At 52.3% G+C, this 15532-nt stretch carries 17 protein-coding genes; 15 read left to right on the forward strand and 2 right to left on the reverse strand.

From position 1 onward, the window contains the following. Positions 1–26: 26 nt before the first annotated feature. From ACAN54_RS25260 to lipB, 4 genes are all read left to right on the forward strand, one after another. Positions 27–1058: a thiamine pyrophosphate-dependent dehydrogenase E1 component subunit alpha gene (locus ACAN54_RS25260; RefSeq protein WP_379162038.1), complete on the forward strand. Its 1032-nt coding sequence runs from the start codon at positions 27–29 to the stop codon at positions 1056–1058. A 3-nt stretch (positions 1059–1061) separates the two neighbouring features. Then, positions 1062–2048, forward strand: coding sequence for an alpha-ketoacid dehydrogenase subunit beta (locus ACAN54_RS25265; protein ID WP_379162041.1), 987 nt, complete (start codon positions 1062–1064; stop codon positions 2046–2048). Between the two features lie 121 nt (positions 2049–2169). Further along, positions 2170–3594 carry a dihydrolipoamide acetyltransferase family protein gene (locus tag ACAN54_RS25270; protein ID WP_379162044.1) on the forward strand — a complete coding sequence of 475 codons (1425 nt, stop codon included), beginning with the start codon at positions 2170–2172 and terminating at the stop codon, positions 3592–3594. Between the two features lie 53 nt (positions 3595–3647). Continuing rightward, entirely contained in the window at positions 3648–4370 is a 723-nt protein-coding gene (gene lipB / locus ACAN54_RS25275) for a lipoyl(octanoyl) transferase LipB (protein ID WP_379162047.1), read from the forward strand. A 79-nt stretch (positions 4371–4449) separates the two neighbouring features. Here the strand turns inward: lipB and prli42 are convergent, their stop codons facing one another. Then, complete coding sequence (gene prli42, locus ACAN54_RS25280; protein WP_143186211.1) at positions 4450–4551, reverse strand: stressosome-associated protein Prli42; 102 nt, start codon at positions 4549–4551, stop codon at positions 4450–4452. Positions 4552–4647: 96 nt separating this feature from the next. Here prli42 and ACAN54_RS25285 point away from each other — a divergent pair, with 96 nt between their 5' ends. After that, complete coding sequence (locus ACAN54_RS25285; protein ID WP_379162050.1) at positions 4648–5775, forward strand: M20/M25/M40 family metallo-hydrolase; 1128 nt, start codon at positions 4648–4650, stop codon at positions 5773–5775. Positions 5776–5897: 122 nt separating this feature from the next. On the opposite strand, the gene ACAN54_RS25290 is transcribed toward ACAN54_RS25285, so the two are convergent. Then, the gene (locus ACAN54_RS25290) at positions 5898–6074 is read right to left on the reverse strand and encodes a hypothetical protein (protein WP_379162053.1); all 177 of its coding nucleotides are present in this window, start codon (positions 6072–6074) and stop codon (positions 5898–5900) included. Between the two features lie 77 nt (positions 6075–6151). Between ACAN54_RS25290 and ACAN54_RS25295 the strand changes: the two genes are divergently transcribed. The 10 genes from ACAN54_RS25295 to ACAN54_RS25340 all read left to right on the forward strand — a co-directional run bounded on the left by ACAN54_RS25295 (position 6152) and on the right by ACAN54_RS25340 (position 15236). Continuing rightward, complete coding sequence (locus tag ACAN54_RS25295; RefSeq protein ID WP_379162056.1) at positions 6152–6724, forward strand: NUDIX hydrolase; 573 nt, start codon at positions 6152–6154, stop codon at positions 6722–6724. Beyond that, positions 6715–7908 carry an endonuclease Q family protein gene (locus ACAN54_RS25300; RefSeq protein WP_379162059.1) on the forward strand — a complete coding sequence of 398 codons (1194 nt, stop codon included), beginning with the start codon at positions 6715–6717 and terminating at the stop codon, positions 7906–7908. The genes ACAN54_RS25295 and ACAN54_RS25300 overlap by 10 nt, the downstream gene beginning before the upstream one ends. Before the next feature lie 167 nt (positions 7909–8075). After that, positions 8076–8708: a stage II sporulation protein M gene (gene spoIIM / locus ACAN54_RS25305; RefSeq protein ID WP_379162062.1), complete on the forward strand. Its 633-nt coding sequence runs from the start codon at positions 8076–8078 to the stop codon at positions 8706–8708. Between the two features lie 129 nt (positions 8709–8837). Continuing rightward, positions 8838–9305 carry a ferric iron uptake transcriptional regulator gene (gene fur / locus ACAN54_RS25310; protein WP_379162065.1) on the forward strand — a complete coding sequence of 156 codons (468 nt, stop codon included), beginning with the start codon at positions 8838–8840 and terminating at the stop codon, positions 9303–9305. Positions 9306–9474: 169 nt separating this feature from the next. Further along, positions 9475–9708, forward strand: a complete 234-nt coding sequence (locus tag ACAN54_RS25315; protein ID WP_379162067.1) for a DUF4227 family protein — start codon at positions 9475–9477, stop codon at positions 9706–9708. Positions 9709–9863: 155 nt separating this feature from the next. Further along, on the forward strand, positions 9864–10757 hold the full coding sequence (gene xerD, locus ACAN54_RS25320) for a site-specific tyrosine recombinase XerD (RefSeq protein WP_379162070.1): 894 nt from the start codon (positions 9864–9866) through the stop codon (positions 10755–10757). A gap of 183 nt (positions 10758–10940) precedes the next feature. After that, complete coding sequence (gene deoB, locus ACAN54_RS25325; RefSeq protein WP_379162534.1) at positions 10941–12119, forward strand: phosphopentomutase; 1179 nt, start codon at positions 10941–10943, stop codon at positions 12117–12119. A 33-nt stretch (positions 12120–12152) separates the two neighbouring features. Beyond that, a complete protein-coding gene (locus tag ACAN54_RS25330) occupies positions 12153–12977 on the forward strand; it encodes a purine-nucleoside phosphorylase (protein ID WP_379162073.1) in 825 nt (274 codons plus the stop codon). A gap of 64 nt (positions 12978–13041) precedes the next feature. Then, entirely contained in the window at positions 13042–13905 is an 864-nt protein-coding gene (locus tag ACAN54_RS25335; protein ID WP_379162076.1) for a purine-nucleoside phosphorylase, read from the forward strand. Continuing rightward, the gene (locus tag ACAN54_RS25340; protein WP_379162079.1) at positions 13905–15236 is read left to right on the forward strand and encodes a pyrimidine-nucleoside phosphorylase; all 1332 of its coding nucleotides are present in this window, start codon (positions 13905–13907) and stop codon (positions 15234–15236) included. Before ACAN54_RS25335 ends, ACAN54_RS25340 begins: the two co-directional genes overlap by 1 nt. Positions 15237–15532: the final 296 nt, after the last annotated feature.

Here is a 15532-nt window from a genome sequence, read left to right on the forward strand (position 1 = left end):
TACAAAACTTTTAGGAGGTACCTCATATGGAATCCCAAGGTACTGTAGAGACCGTTAACAGACATAAGCCGCTTGGACTCAGTGATGGCCAGGTCATCGATATGTACAGATATATGCAGCTCGGGCGGAAATACGATGAACGCAGCCTGCTTCTTCAACGCGCCGGCAAGATCAACTTCCATGTCTCCGGCATTGGCCAGGAGGCGGCCCAGGTAGCAGCAGCTTTTGCACTAGACCGTGAAAACGATTATTTCCTGCCGTATTACCGCGATTATGCTTTTGTGCTGACTGTCGGTATGACTACGCGTGAGCTGATGTTGTCCGTATTTGCCAAAGCGGAAGACCCTAACAGTGGCGGGCGGCAGATGCCGGGCCATTTTGGAAGTAAACGCCTGCGGATTGTGACCGGGTCAAGTCCGGTGACAACACAGGTGCCGCATGCCGTTGGCTTTGCTCTGGCTGCCAAGATGCAGAAGAAGAAATTTGTATCTTTTGTCACCTTCGGGGAAGGCTCCAGCAACCAGGGGGATTTCCATGAAGCCTGCAATTTCGCCGGGGTGAATAAGCTGCCGGTCATTATTTTTTGCCAGAATAATCAGTATGCCATATCTATTCCAGCTCACAAGCAGCTTGGAGGCAAGGTTAGCGATCGTGCGCAGGGCTATGGCTTCCTGGGGATCCGGGTAGACGGTAATGATCCGCTTGAAGTATACCGAGTAGTGAAGGAAGCACGGGAACGTGCGCTTGCGGGTGAGGGACCAACGCTGATTGAAGCGATGATGTACCGCCTGTCGCCACATTCGACCTCTGACAATGATCTGGCTTACCGGACCAAGGAAGAAGTGGATGCCAACTGGAAAAAAGACGGCATTGCCGCCTTCCGTACCTATCTGACTGAACTTGGACTCTGGAGTGACGAGCAGGAACGTGATCTGGCCGCCGAATATAATCTGGAGCTCAAAGCAGCGATTGAATACGCTGATAATGCACCGTTTCCGAAACCGGAAGATACGCTGCTGCATGTATACAGTGAACCTGACCTCAAGGGAGGAGCCTAACCCATGGCGATTATGGAATATATTGATGCCATCCGGCTGGCAATGAAAGAAGAAATGGAGCGCGATGAATCGGTGTTCGTGCTCGGCGAGGATGTCGGCGTTAAGGGCGGGGTATTCACCACCACCAAAGGGCTGCAGGAGCAGTTCGGGGATGAACGCGTACTGGATACGCCACTGGCAGAATCCGCGATTGCCGGTGTGGCTATCGGTGCAGCAATGTACGGAATGAAGCCGATTGCCGAAATGCAGTATTCCGATTTCATGCTTCCGGCGACGAACCAGATCATCAGTGAAGCTGCCAAAATCCGCTACCGCTCCAATAATGACTGGAGCTGTCCGGTGGTTATACGTGCGCCGATTGGCGGAGGGATCTTCGGCGGGCTGTACCATTCACAGTGTCCGGAATCCATCTTCTTCGGGACGCCAGGGCTGAAGATCGTAGCCCCGTACTCGGCGTATGATGCCAAAGGGCTGCTAAAAGCAGCTGTGCGTGATCCTGATCCGGTCCTTTTCTTCGAGAACAAAAAGTGCTATAAGCTGATTAAGGAAGATGTGCCTGAAGGAGATTACACGGTTCCGATCGGTGAAGCCAACCTGCTGCGTGAAGGCAGCGATATTACCGTGATCGGGTACAGTCTGCCGCTGCATTTTGCCATGCAGGCTGCGGAAGAACTGGAGCGTGAGGAAGGCATTACCGCGCATATCCTTGATCTGCGAACCCTGCAGCCTCTGGACCGCGAAGCCATTATTGCCGCTGCCCGCCAGACTGGTAAGGTGCTGATTGTCCACGAGGACAACAAGACCGGAGGCATCGGCGGTGAAGTGGCGGCGATTATCGCTGAACACTGCCTGTTTGAGCTGGATGCCCCGATTTTCCGCCTCTGCGGGCCGGATGTGCCGGCGATGCCGATCAGCCCGCCGATGGAGAAGTTCTTCATGCTGAGCAAGGATAAAGTGAAAGCAGAAATGCTGCGTCTGGCACAGTACTAGGCTTCCATTCTAGGTAGCTGCAAGCAGATGCTTACAAAACTTAAGCTTAGGCTTCCGAAGTGAGTTTTGTACGAAGTAATATCTGTAAGCAATTGCTTACAAAACTTTAAGGAGTGACATTATGTCTGACAACACAAAGCTGACCGATGTGATTATGCCGCAGCTGGCGGAGTCGCTGGTGTCGGCGACGATCGGTAAATGGTTGAAGCAGCCTGGGGATCCCATCGAGCAGTACGAACCGCTCTGTGATCTGATTACGGATAAAGTCAATGCGGAGCTGCCTGCTACCGTGGATGGTACGCTGGTGGAGCTGCTTGCTGAAGAAGGACAGACCGTGAGCGTAGGCGAGGTAATTGCGCGCATAGCCGTAGCAGCGCCAGCCGCGTCAAGTGCGCCGGCGGCTCCTTCTGTGAGCGCTGCGCCGCAAGCACAAGCTGCGTCCCGTCCGGCCGCGCCCAAACAAGCTCCGGCAGCGAGCAGGTCATCTGTCCCTGCCGTTGCCATAGACGCATCCGCACCGATGCGCTCCCGGTATTCCCCGGCCGTGCAGACTCTCGCCGCAGAGCATGGCATTGATCTCACGGCTGTGCCGGGGACCGGCCTTGGCGGCCGCATTACGCGCAAGGACGTGCTCACGTTCCTTGATAACGGCGGTGCATCAGCTAACGGCTTACCGGCTGCAGCAGCTTCTGTGGGGCAGCATGCACCTGAAGGTGCACAACAGCTTGTGCCACAGGTTTATAACGACGACATGCAGGAAGCCCCGGAGCCGGTCCGCCATTCCGGGCTTCATCTTAGTGAAACACCGCGTATTCCTACAATTGAAGTAGAGGGCGGACGGGGCAGCAGTTCGGAGTATCTGATCGATGTAACCCCAATCCGCAATACGATTGCGACTAGAATGCGTCAGAGTGTCTCCGAGATTCCGCATGCGTGGACGATGATCGAAGTCGATGTAACCAATCTGGTGGTGCTGCGCAACAAGCTGAAGGATGAGTTCAAGCGCAAGGAAGGTATTAACCTGACTTATCTGGCTTTTCTAATGAAGGCTGTGGTTAGTGCCATTAAGGATTATCCGATCATGAACTCGGTCTGGGCGGTTGATAAAATTATCGTCAAACGCGACATCAACATCTCACTGGCTGTAGGTACCGAGGATTCGGTGATGACACCGGTCATCAAAAAGGCGGATCAGAAGAATGTTGCCGGGCTTGCCCGCGAAATCGACGAACTGGCCTTGAAGACCCGTGAAGGCAAGCTGCGCCTGGAGGATATGCAGGGCGGCACCTTTACCGTCAACAATACCGGATCATTCGGCTCTATTCTGTCTTATCCGATCATTAACTATCCGCAGGCAGCTATTCTCACCTTTGAATCTATCGTCAAAAAGCCTGTAGTGATCAACGATATGATTGCCGTGCGTTCGATGGCCAATATCTGTCTGTCGCTGGACCACCGGATTCTCGATGGTGTCATTTGCGGACGTTTCCTGCAGCGTGTCAAGGATAATGTGGAAGGTTATACACCAGACTCGAAGCTGTATTAACTAATGGTATTACCCAGTAACAGGAGACTGTAGTACAAAGGGGACCTGAGCGTATGAGCAGCAAGGATTTAAGCTTACTGGATGTTTCATATCTCCCGCTGATGGAATACGGGGCCGCCTGGAATCTGCAGAAAGAGGCTGTTCAGGCGATTGATGCCGGAACAGGGCCGGAGCGGCTCATTCTTTTGCAGCATCCGCCTACTTATACCATCGGCTCCCAGCACCATCCGGAACATCTTCTCCTCAGTGCCGAGCAGCTTAAGCAAAAAGGTATTTCGCTGTTTGAAATCGACCGGGGAGGAGATATTACATATCATGGTCCCGGCCAACTGGTCGGGTATCCTCTGCTGAAGCTTGGGGTGGATGGCAAGGTGGATTTGCACGGCTATCTGCGCCGTCTGGAGTCTGTAATTATTGATTATTTGGCTGATTACGGGATTGAAGGCAGCCGCAAACCGGAATATACCGGTGTGTGGGTTGGTGATGAGAAGATCTGTGCCATTGGGGTAAAGTTCAATAAGAGCAAATTCCGCAAAGGTTTTATCACCAGCCACGGTTTTGCTTTTAATATCACTGCAGGGATTGGAGAACAGGGATTTCAGGGCATTATTCCGTGCGGGATTGCCGAATACGGGGTCACTTCGCTGGAGGAATGTACAGGACGAACCTTTGAGCTAGAGGAAGTAGCCGGGGAACTGATTCCTTATTTCCTGAAGCATTTTCCTTATGAAACGTCTGGTGCTGTAATACAGCCGGAATCGCAACTGACTGAATAAGCTGAAGATTCACAAGTACACTTAAGTCAAATAGCGCCCGGATATCCGGACGCTATTATTAACGGGGCTAAGGCGGGACTTAACCAGCCAGGAAAGGCTCTAGAACGAAGAGCACAGTAGATGCGATCATGGCGATCAACATAACATAGATAACGATGCGGAACCATTTTTGACGTTGCATGAGTGACTCCTTTGAAATTAGTTTAAGTTAAAAGCATATGGAATGTTCAGCACAATACTACTATTGTAACGTATCCGTGAAAGAGAGGGAAGTCCGATGATCTCACAAGAACGCTTGATTCAGGAATTCATGGAGCTTGTCCGTGTAGATAGTGAAACAGGAAATGAACGGCAGATTGCCGATGTCCTCAAAGATAAATTCAGCGCCCTAGGCCTTACTGTCATTGAAGATGATTCCAAGGAACGTACAGGTCATGGAGCGGGCAATCTGTTCGTTACCTGGCCAGCTGTAGAGGGGGTTTCAGCACCGAAGATGCTGTTCACCTGCCATATGGATACCGTAGTTCCCGGTCAAAATATTCAGCCTACCCTGGGTGCAGACGGCTGGATTACCAGTGACGGCAGCACGATTCTTGGCTCGGATGACAAGGCTGGACTCGCTGCTCTCTTCGAAGCCATTCGCGTAATTCAGGAGGACAATCTGGCCCATGGACAGCTTCAGTTTGTTATTACTGCAGGTGAAGAATCAGGACTATTGGGTGCCCGGAATATGGACCCGAGCCATCTGGATGCCGATTTCGGCTTTGCGCTGGATTCCAACGGTGAAGTGGGAGCTATAGCTGTGGCTGCGCCGACCCAAGCTAAGGTGACGATGCAGATTTTTGGCAAATCCGCTCATGCCGGAGTGAATCCGGAGGATGGAATCAGCGCGATTCAAGTCGCCAGCAAAGCCATCTCCGCGATGAAGCTTGGACGCATCGACAATGAGACGACAGCGAATATCGGCAAGTTTGCCGGAGGCGGTCCGACGAATGTGGTCTGTGACCATGTGCAGCTGGATGCGGAAGCTCGCAGTATTGTACAGGAAAAAGTAGAGCGGCAGATTGCTTCCATGCGTGAAGCACTGGAGACAACGACCCGTGAATACGGTGCGGAAAGTGAGTTCCGCAGTGAAATCATTTATCCGGCGTTCAGCTTCAATGAGCATGATCCTGTGGTGAAGCTGGCGGAACGTGCGATTACCTCGCTTGGGCTGACCCCGAGATTGTTCGCGTCCGGCGGCGGCAGCGATGCCAATGTATTCAATGGGCTGAAGGTTCCAACGGTAAATCTGGCCGTAGGCTATGAGCATATTCATACCACCAAAGAACGGATCAAAGCCGCGGATATCGTTAAGGTAGCTGAACTCGTTGTGGCTATAGTCAAGGAAAGTGTACAGGGCTAATCCAGTCACGAGCGGCTAGGATTCAGCAGTAAATACATGAAGGAGCTGTCTCCGGTCCTCCCCGGGAACAGCTCCTTATGTTTACTCGCCTGGCCGAATACCAGGGAAGTATGCAAGAAAGATTAACCGGCTTTGTTCACATTGTTTTTCTGTCCTTCGGAATGCAGCATCAGGATATAAGCCAGAGGCATATCACGTCCATATTGCTTCATCCACCCGGCGATCACAGCCTTAATATGCTCGGGTCTGCCTACCATTGTGACGGCGGATGAGCTTGTACGGACAAGGATATCATTCATGCTTGCATTCCTTCTTTCCTCGTAAGTTTGCTATAATACACCCTATGCATATTGAAGCCAAAGGAGACCATTAACCTATGAAAAAAGATGAAATCAACCGCAATCCCGCCCTGGATGAAGAAACCTTGTCCACACAACCGATTTTTGAAGGTAAAATCATTACGCTTCAGGTGGATACCGTTAAGCTGCCTGATGGCAATACCGCCACACGTGAGGTTGTGAAGCATCCCGGTGCTGTAGCTGTGCTGGCACTGAACAAGGGCAAAATGCTTGTGGTTGAGCAGTACCGTCAGCCTATGCACCGCACCGAAGTGGAAATTCCTGCAGGCAAGCTGGATAAAGGCGAAGATCCCCTGGCTGCAGCCGGACGCGAGCTTCAGGAAGAAACGGGTTTTCACAGCGGAGAGCTAAAGCTGCTGAAGTCGTTCTATACTTCTCCCGGTTTTGCGGATGAGATCATCCACTTGTATGTCACCGACAATGCCCAGCCGGGAGATATGGCGCTGGATGAAGACGAGTTCCTGGAGGTTTCGGAGCTGACTCTGGAGGAAGCGTATCAATACATCGCGGACGGGCGCATTGCCGACGCCAAGACGATGATGGCTGTCTACGCTTGGCACTTATTTACACTTACAGGCCAATGGCATTAGAAGCTAAGCTACAGAGTTTTTATTGTGACCTTCATGTGCATATCGGGCGGACCTCTGAAGGGCAAGCTGTTAAAATCAGCGGCAGCAGCAGCCTTACATTTGCCAATATCGCCAAAGAGGCTGCGCAGCGCAAAGGCATGGAACTGATCGGCATTATTGACAGTCATGCGCCAGGCGTTCAGGCGGATATCCGCACACTGTTGGCTTCCGGCGAGATGAGCGAAGCGGATGGAGGCGGAATTGCCTACCAGGGGACGACGATTGTGCTGGGAACGGAAATCGAAATTCGTGAGCCCGGGCGAAAAGAGTGCCATGTCCTGGCCTTCCTGCCAGACCTTGCGGCGATGGAAGAATTCAGTAGCTGGATGAGCAAGCATATGCGTAACATCAATCTAAGCTCTCAGCGGCTATATGTGCCGGCCCGGGAGCTGCAGGATGAAATCTGCGGTCGGGGCGGGATACTCATTCCGGCACATATTTTCACCCCACATAAAGGACTGTACGGGTGTGCCGCTGAACGGATGGCTGAGCTGTTTGATCTGGACAGGATCGCTGCGATGGAGCTTGGGCTAAGCGCCGATTCCGAAATGGCGGGTTATATTTCCGAGCTTGACCCTTACACCTTCCTGACCAATTCTGATGCCCATTCACTTGGTAAAATCGGCCGCGAGTATAATGTGATTGAAATGGAAAGGCCCTCTTTCGCTGAGCTGCGGCTCGCGCTGGCACGTCAGGAAGGGCGCAGGGTCAGCGCTAACTATGGATTGAATCCGCGGCTTGGCAAGTACCACCGTACTTATTGTGCGGGCTGTGGCAGCATTGTGGATGAGGCATATGCGACCTCGGAGCGTTGTCCGTATTGCGGAAGCCAAAAATTGGTCCAGGGCGTACTAGACCGGATTCTGGCCATAGCTGACCGCAAGGAGCCTGTGATTCCTTTACATCGGCCGCCATACCATTATCAGGTGCCCTTGGAGTTTATTCCGGGGTTAGGCAAGCGCAAGCTGGAGCTATTGCTGCAGGCTTTTGGTACTGAGATGAGGATTCTGCATACTGCCGGTGAGGCGGAATTGGCCGCTGTAGCCGGAGCGGAATTGGCCGCGCAGATTGTGAAAGCCCGTTCCGGCACGCTGGAGCTGTCGTCCGGCGGCGGCGGGACTTACGGCAAGGTAGTGAAAAGCTAACGGCGAAGGCTGTCACAGCAGCAGTACACTAACTGCTGATGAGACAGCTTTATTGATTTCAACGTGTATATGCGGCTGAAAGTAGTTACTCAGCCTTCAAGGACAAGTCATAGAGCGGGACGTTTCCTCATATGGTGTAACATATGACCGGAAAGGAGAACGTCCCGATGCGTAGTCTACGGCTGATGATGAAGGAACAGACGCCTCTTTATATTTTTGTCGCGGTATTGTTTTTGGTTGGGGTCGTTTTCGGGGCTTTGATTGTGAGTGCACTTACGCTGGATCAGCAGCAGGAGCTTGGGGATTATCTGGGTAATTTCTTCGTCACCGTTGATCAACACGGGCTTCCTGCGGCTCCGGATTCTTACTGGGATATTGCCGCGCTGAATCTGAAATGGATCGGTCTGATCTGGATTCTCGGATTGTCTGTGATCGGACTGCCCGGCATACTGATCCTTGATTTTCTCAAAGGCGTACTGATCGGATTCACTGTTGGCTGCCTGGTCAGCGAATATTCCTGGCACGGAATGCTGTTCGCGCTGGTCTCGGTTGCGCCGCATAATCTCGTGCTGATTCCGGTGCTGCTGGTTGGCAGCGCGGCAGCGATTGCATTTTCCCTGCTGATGATCCGCAGCCGGGTGCTGGGCCAGCGGCGTTCTCCGGTAACCCGGCCATTCGCTATGTACACACTGCTCTCCCTCGGACTGGCAGTTCTGGTGCTGGGCGTGTCCGGCTTCGAAGCCTGGGTCACCCCATCAATGATGCGCTGGGTTACACCTATGCTGGTTCCCAAAGGATAACAGGGATTATCCTCTTCTTCGTCGGATCACTCTGTTCCAAAAGCGTTTGACTTCTCAAACCGACTCCCCCTATAATGGAAGAAGTGATTTGAAGCCCGGTGCGGTAATTTTCCAAGGGGGAGGCAGACAATGGAAGCCCGGATAGATAAGATTAAGCAACAACTACAATCCCAAGGATACAAGCTCACACCCCAACGGGAAGCGACTTTAAGAGTACTGCTGGAGAATGAGGAAGACCACTTAAGCGCAGAAGATGTGTTCATGCTGGTTAAAGAGAAGGCCCCTGAGATTGGTCTCGCCACTGTCTATCGTACCTTGGAGCTGCTAAGCGAGCTTCATGTCGTGGAGAAGATTAATTTTGGCGATGGCGTTGCCCGTTACGATCTTCGTACGGATACAGCGAAGCATCACCACCACCATCTGATCTGCGTGCAGTGTGGAACGATGGATGAGATCCGCGAAGATTGGCTCGGACCGCTGGAAGAGCGGCTGGAGAATGAATATAATTTTACCGTGCTTGATCATAGACTTGATTTTCACGGAATCTGCTACCGCTGCAAAGACAAGAACAACACGGACAGCAGCCCTTCCGAATAAGCTTATAGATGAAGTTTTACCACATAAGCTCTCACCGGTACGATGTACCGGAGGGGGCTTTTTAAATGATTTACAGAAGCTTCATACATAATAGAAGTCAGCGGCGCATACAGTGTAGGACGAGTCGGTGGGGCTAACTTGCTTCATATAACTTTTAGGAGGAGTCCTGATGATTGTCTCTGTACCCAAGACCATGCGCCGTTTGTATTTTATGACGCTGCTGGTAGCCATGAGCTGCCTTGCCTATTATGCTTTGAACTGGATCAGCAGTTGGATCAACCCTTATGAATATAATGAAATTCCCGAAGGCACGGCTGTCCGGGCATTTCAGGAGGTTCCGCATAGTCCCGAAGCGCTTGGCGCGGGGGAAAGATTGCGGTTTTATTACTGGTATGGGGAGTGAGCACTACTTCATAAGCAGGAAATAGCTGAGAGTCTGTCGAAAAAGACAAGGGTGGGACCGGACAGGGCCTGCCCTTATAAGCCTGCCGTAAGCCTTATGCCTAGAATGCTGCAGAATCGTGAAGAGCAGCCTGAGTTAGACAGGAGCGTGGATTGATGAAGTCACATTTGCAGCCGTTTATGCAGTATTTGTCCGAAGACAAAGGCTTGTCGCCAAGCACACTTGAGTCCTACGGACGGGATATTTTGCAGTTTATGGAGTTTGCGGAAGAACGGGGCCTAGCCTCGCCTGAAGAGATCAAAAGATCACATATTATGCTCTACCTCGCAGAACAACGGGGAGCAGGGCGTGCAGCCGCAACGGTGAACCGGAATACGGTGTCACTCCGGGCTTTTTTTCATTATTTACTGAAGAAGCGTATGATCGGGCAGGACCCGACGCTGGATATGGACAAAATCAAGCCAAGCAGCAAGCCGCCGATGATATTGAGTGTGGAAGAGATGGAGCGGTTGCTGGATGCACCTGGTGAAGATACCCCCCCTGGCAAACGCGATAAGGCGATGCTGGAGTTGCTCTATGCTACAGGAATCCGTGTGTCCGAGCTGATCTCGCTGAATGTAGAGGATGTTCATACAGAAATGAAGTATGTGCGCTGCACCGGTTCTTCCGGCAAGGAGCGGATCATTCCCATGGGGACGATGGCTGCTGAATGTGTAGCCCAGTACACTGGCGGCATGCGGGACAAGCTCCTGCGCGGCAATTCGGATGAGCCCGCCTTGTTCCTGAACAGTCTGGGAGGAAGGCTGACCCGTCAGGGATTCTGGAAAATCATTAAAAAATACGCCCGCGAGGCCCAAATAGAGCAGGACATTACACCGCATACCTTAAGGCATTCTTTTGCGGCACACCTGCTGGAGGGTGGGGCTGATCTGCGTTCCGTTCAGCAGATGCTTGGACATTCTGATATTTCGACCACACAGATTTATAGCGGGATTGCCCGCAAAAATATGAAGGAAGTCTATGAGAGCCATCATCCGCGGGCTAGATAACCAAGAAGTACCCTATCTGAAGATGTAACTACAAGAATTAAGGGACTGCCGGCAAAAGGTGCTTTTTGTGAGTAAGATCGCTATGATGGAATCATACTGAAAACTATGGCTCCACCTGGTGGAACTCTAATGAAAGATCAGCGTCCTGGAGAAATGCATACTACTAAAGGAGTGAAGACGGCAATGTCATCATTTAAACGAATCGGATTTATTGTACTGGATAGTGTAGGTATCGGTGAAGCGCCGGATGCCGAGAGTTTTGGAGATAAAGGGGCCCATACGCTGGGTCATATTTTGGAACGGGTGCCGGGTCTTAAGCTCCCTAACCTGCAGCAGCTCGGTCTTGCGAATATCGCATCTCTGCCGCCGCTGGAACCTGTAGCTGCCCCAACCGGGTATTACGGTAAAATGCAGGAGGTTTCGGTTGGCAAAGATACGATGACTGGCCACTGGGAGCTGATGGGACTCAAAATTGAGATTCCCTTCAATACTTACCCTGACGGATTCCCGGCTGAACTGATCGAGAAGTTTGAAGCCGCTACCGGCCGCAAGGTGATTGGTAACAAACCGGCTTCAGGCACCGAAATCCTGGTGGAGTACGGTGAGGAGCAGATGAAGACTGGCGCCTGGATTGTATATACATCCGCAGACAGTGTATTTCAGCTTGCCGCACATGAGGATATAATCCCGCTGGAAGAGCTATATAGTGCCTGTGCTATTGCCCGTGAGCTGACGATGGCTCCAGAATTCTCGGTAGGGCGCGTCATCGCCCGCCCGTATGTGGGCGAACCGGGGAATTTCGTACGCACGCCGAACCGTCACGACTACGCAGTGAAGCCACCGGAGCCAACTATTATGAACACGCTTCAGGATATCGGCAAAGACGTGATTGCTGTCGGTAAGATTAATGATATTTTTACGGGTGAAGGGGTTACGGCCTCCTATCCGACCAAAAGCAATGAGCATGGTATTGAAATTACGATTGCGGAGCTGCGCAAGCCATTTGACGGCTTTCTGTTCACGAATCTGGTAGACTTCGACTCCCTGTACGGCCACCGGCGTGATCCCGAGGGATATGGACATGCTCTGGAGGTATTTGACCAGGCTCTGCCGGAGCTGCTCTCCACGTTAACAGAAGACGACCTTCTGATCATCTCGGCAGATCACGGGAATGATCCGGTCCACAGCGGAACCGATCATACGCGTGAATATGTGCCGCTGCTGGTCTACAGCCCGCGGTTTAAGAATCCGGGCAGCCTGGGTATCCGCCAGACCTTTTCGGATGTGGCAGCGACGATTGCCGACAACTTTGGGGCGAAAGCACCTCAGTACGGGACAAGCTTTTTGGCGGAATTGAAATAATCCTCACACACTCTTTAGGAGGCAAAATAACATATGCACGCAGTAACCCAGAGTAATATTCAGGAAGCCGCGATCTATATCAAAGATAAATGTCCGGTTGCCCCGGAGATCGGTCTGATCCTCGGTTCCGGTCTTGGCGTGCTGGCGGATCTGATCACTGATGAAGTGGTCATTCCCTATCATGAAATTCCCCATTTTCCGGTGTCAACGGTGGAAGGGCATGAGGGTGAACTGCTGATCGGTATGATCGAAGGACGCCGTGTGGTCATGATGAAGGGCCGCTTTCACATGTATGAGGGCTACGGTCCCGAAACAACGGCCTTTCCTGTTCGTGTGATGAAGGAGCTGGGTGTTGCCAGCCTGCTGGTAACCAATGCTGCCGGAGGTGTGAACACGGGCTTCAAACCAGGAGATCTGATGCTGATCACCGATCATCTGAACCTGACCGGACGCAATCCGCTGACTGGTCCCAATGATAATGCGCTGGGTGTACGGTTCCCGGATATGTCTACAGCCTACAGCCCCCGTCTGATAGCAGTGGCTAGAGAAGCTGCTGCAGCACAGGGTTTTGAATTCAGGGAAGGCGTCTATGCCGGGCTGCTTGGACCGAATTATGAAACACCGGCTGAAATCGTGATGCTGCGCCGCCAGGGTGCGGATGCAGTCGGGATGTCTACCGTTTCGGAGACGATCGTTGCCCGTCATGCCGGCATAGAAGTGCTGGGCATTTCCTGCATTACCAACATGGCCGCAGGCATTCTGGATCAGCCGCTGAACCATGCGGAGGTTATGGAGACAGCGGACCGTGTGCGCGAGCACTTTTTGAAGCTGGTTCTGGCGTTTATTCCGAAGATGTAGGCTGAAACCTCAGTTGGACGGACCTTACACAATACACAATCGATAATGGGAGGACGTTACACATATGACACAACACGCAAATACTCCTTACGGCATGCAGGTCAAAGAAGCCGCTGAGTATATTCAATCCAAATTGGGTGCCTATGCTCCAAAGATAGGTCTGATTCTGGGTTCGGGCCTTGGCGATCTGGGCGATCAGATTGAGGATGCCGTGTACTTGCCTTACGAGGAGATCCCACACTTTCCGCGTTCGACGGTGGAAGGTCATGCCGGACGTTTCGTCATCGGAAAGCTGGAAGGCAAAGACGTTATAATTATGCAAGGCCGTTTCCACTACTACGAAGGTTATTCCATGCGGAAGGTTGTCCTGCCGGTATATGTAATGGCCAAGCTGGGTGTAGGTACTCTGGTGATTACCAATGCGGGCGGCGGAATGAACCGTTCATTCAAGGCCGGAGATCTGATGCTGATCAGTGACCATCTGAACATGACTGGCGACAACCCCCTGATCGGACCCAATGATCCCGAGCTGGGCGTGCGATTCCCGGATATGTCCCGTGCCTATGATCCCGAATATATAGCTCTGGCCAAAAAGCTGTCCGCTGAAGTCAAAGGTGTGGACGGCGAAGCACTGGTACTGCAGGAAGGTGTATATGCTGGAATCAGCGGTCCTACCTACGAAACACCGGCTGAGCTGAAAATGCTTGCTTACCTCGGTGGAGATGCCGTCGGGATGTCCACTGTGCCGGAAGTGATCGTTGCCAGCCACAGTAAGCTTCGGGTACTCGGCATTACTTGTATTACAGATATGGCCATTGGGGATGAGCTGGAGCCGCTGACCCATGAGCAGGTTGTGAAGGTAGCTAATCTGACGAAGCCGAAATTTATTGGACTGGTTCGGGCTTTTGTACGTGAGGTGCAGGTATAATGCGCGCAGTGGATCTGATTCAGAAGAAACGAGACGGTGGAGAATTGAGTCGTGAAGAAATCGCTTATCTGATCCAGGGTTACAGTAAAGGCGAGATTCCGGATTATCAAATCTCTGCTTGGGCGATGGCTGTCTACTTCCAGGGGATGAATGCTCGTGAAACCGGTGATCTCACCCTGGAAATGGCTATGTCGGGGGATCAGGTTGACCTTAGTCCGATTGCTGGCATTAAGGTAGACAAGCATTCCACAGGCGGGGTAGGCGATAAAACAACTGTGGTGCTTGCTCCTCTTGTAGCCTCCGCAGGAGTACCGGTAGCCAAAATGTCCGGCCGAGGTCTGGGGCATACCGGTGGCACACTGGACAAGCTGGAGTCGATCAGCGGCTTCTCTGTGGAAATGGACCGGGAACGGTTCTTCACCCAGGTTGGCGAGATCGGTGCGGCTGTCATCGGTCAGTCGGGTAATATCACCCCTGCGGACAAGAAACTGTATGCGCTGCGTGATGTGACTGCGACGGTGGAATCCATTCCGTTGATCGCGAGTTCCGTCATGAGTAAAAAGATCGCCGCCGGCGCGGATGCCATCGTGCTCGATGTCAAAACTGGCAGCGGGGCGTTCATGAAGACGCTTGATGATTCCATCGCCCTTGCCCAGGCTATGGTCGATATTGGAACGCATCTGGGGCGCAACACGGTAGCGGTCATCAGCGACATGGACCAGCCTCTGGGTTACGGCATCGGCAATGCACTTGAAATCAAAGAAGGTATTGAAACCCTGAAAGGGCATGGTCCTAAGGATCTGGAAGAGGTCTGCCTGATTCTTGGAAGCCAGATGCTTGTTCTTGGGGGAAAAGCGAAGGATGAGACCGAAGCACGTGCGATCCTGAAGTCCCATATTGAGGATGGTAGTGCACTGGCCAAGTTCAAGCAGATCGCCCTGGCCCAGGGCGGAGACGTTACCCAGGTGGAGTCGCCTGATACTCTGCCGTCAGCACGGACCTTCATCGAAGTGAAGGCAAAAACTACTGGCTACGTGGAGAGCATCCAAGCGGAGCAAATCGGCATCGCAGCCATGCTGCTTGGTGCCGGACGCGAAACAAAGGAATCGGTTATCGATCTGGCGGTAGGAATCCAGCTGTCCAAGAAAGTCGGCGATGCTGTAGCGGCAGGTGAAACGCTCGCCGTGCTGCATGTGAACGACGCCGGAGCGAGCAAGGTGCAGGAAGCGGAAGCCAAGGTGCTGGAAGCTTACCTGATTTCCGCCGCACCCGTTCCTCCACAGCCGCTGGTGTTCGCCTTGGTTACCAAGGATGGGGTAACCCGGTATTGATTAGAGTTGAATTGTAACCATAATAGCAGAATCCTATATGAGCGATTAAAGCCGTACGAATGAAAACTTCGTACGGCTTTTTTAAGCTGGATGTATGGAACGGGCTCCTCGAAAGGTGAAGCCCCCCCTAATCCGTTAACCATTGGAGATACTGCACATTATGCAACAATACTCGCTCTAACAATCTGAAATGGTGTGAATCTTGCACGCTGTACAACAATGTTTGTGCCGAGCTCACATAAATGGCGAAAATCTTGCAGTTTGTACAACAAAGGGCCACCTGAGAAGGCCAAAGT

The organism is Paenibacillus diazotrophicus, assembly GCF_042610465.1.

What these genes read in the sequence shown, in the direction of transcription:
- ACAN54_RS25335 (WP_379162076.1), top strand. Translation starts at nt 13,042, where the DNA reads ATGACACAACACGCAAATACTCCTTACGGCATGCAGGTCAAAGAAGCC.
- ACAN54_RS25330 (WP_379162073.1), top strand. Translation starts at nt 12,153, where the DNA reads ATGCACGCAGTAACCCAGAGTAATATTCAGGAAGCCGCGATCTATATC.
- lipB (WP_379162047.1), top strand. Translation starts at nt 3,648, where the DNA reads ATGAGCAGCAAGGATTTAAGCTTACTGGATGTTTCATATCTCCCGCTG.
- ACAN54_RS25295 (WP_379162056.1), top strand. Translation starts at nt 6,152, where the DNA reads ATGAAAAAAGATGAAATCAACCGCAATCCCGCCCTGGATGAAGAAACC.
- ACAN54_RS25265 (WP_379162041.1), top strand. Translation starts at nt 1,062, where the DNA reads ATGGCGATTATGGAATATATTGATGCCATCCGGCTGGCAATGAAAGAA.
- prli42 (WP_143186211.1), bottom strand. Translation starts at nt 4,551, where the DNA reads ATGCAACGTCAAAAATGGTTCCGCATCGTTATCTATGTTATGTTGATC.
- ACAN54_RS25270 (WP_379162044.1), top strand. Translation starts at nt 2,170, where the DNA reads ATGTCTGACAACACAAAGCTGACCGATGTGATTATGCCGCAGCTGGCG.
- spoIIM (WP_379162062.1), top strand. Translation starts at nt 8,076, where the DNA reads ATGCGTAGTCTACGGCTGATGATGAAGGAACAGACGCCTCTTTATATT.
- fur (WP_379162065.1), top strand. Translation starts at nt 8,838, where the DNA reads ATGGAAGCCCGGATAGATAAGATTAAGCAACAACTACAATCCCAAGGA.
- ACAN54_RS25300 (WP_379162059.1), top strand. Translation starts at nt 6,715, where the DNA reads ATGGCATTAGAAGCTAAGCTACAGAGTTTTTATTGTGACCTTCATGTG.
- ACAN54_RS25285 (WP_379162050.1), top strand. Translation starts at nt 4,648, where the DNA reads ATGATCTCACAAGAACGCTTGATTCAGGAATTCATGGAGCTTGTCCGT.
- ACAN54_RS25260 (WP_379162038.1), top strand. Translation starts at nt 27, where the DNA reads ATGGAATCCCAAGGTACTGTAGAGACCGTTAACAGACATAAGCCGCTT.
- deoB (WP_379162534.1), top strand. Translation starts at nt 10,941, where the DNA reads ATGTCATCATTTAAACGAATCGGATTTATTGTACTGGATAGTGTAGGT.
- xerD (WP_379162070.1), top strand. Translation starts at nt 9,864, where the DNA reads ATGAAGTCACATTTGCAGCCGTTTATGCAGTATTTGTCCGAAGACAAA.
- ACAN54_RS25290 (WP_379162053.1), bottom strand. Translation starts at nt 6,074, where the DNA reads ATGAATGATATCCTTGTCCGTACAAGCTCATCCGCCGTCACAATGGTA.
- ACAN54_RS25315 (WP_379162067.1), top strand. Translation starts at nt 9,475, where the DNA reads ATGATTGTCTCTGTACCCAAGACCATGCGCCGTTTGTATTTTATGACG.
- ACAN54_RS25340 (WP_379162079.1), top strand. Translation starts at nt 13,905, where the DNA reads ATGCGCGCAGTGGATCTGATTCAGAAGAAACGAGACGGTGGAGAATTG.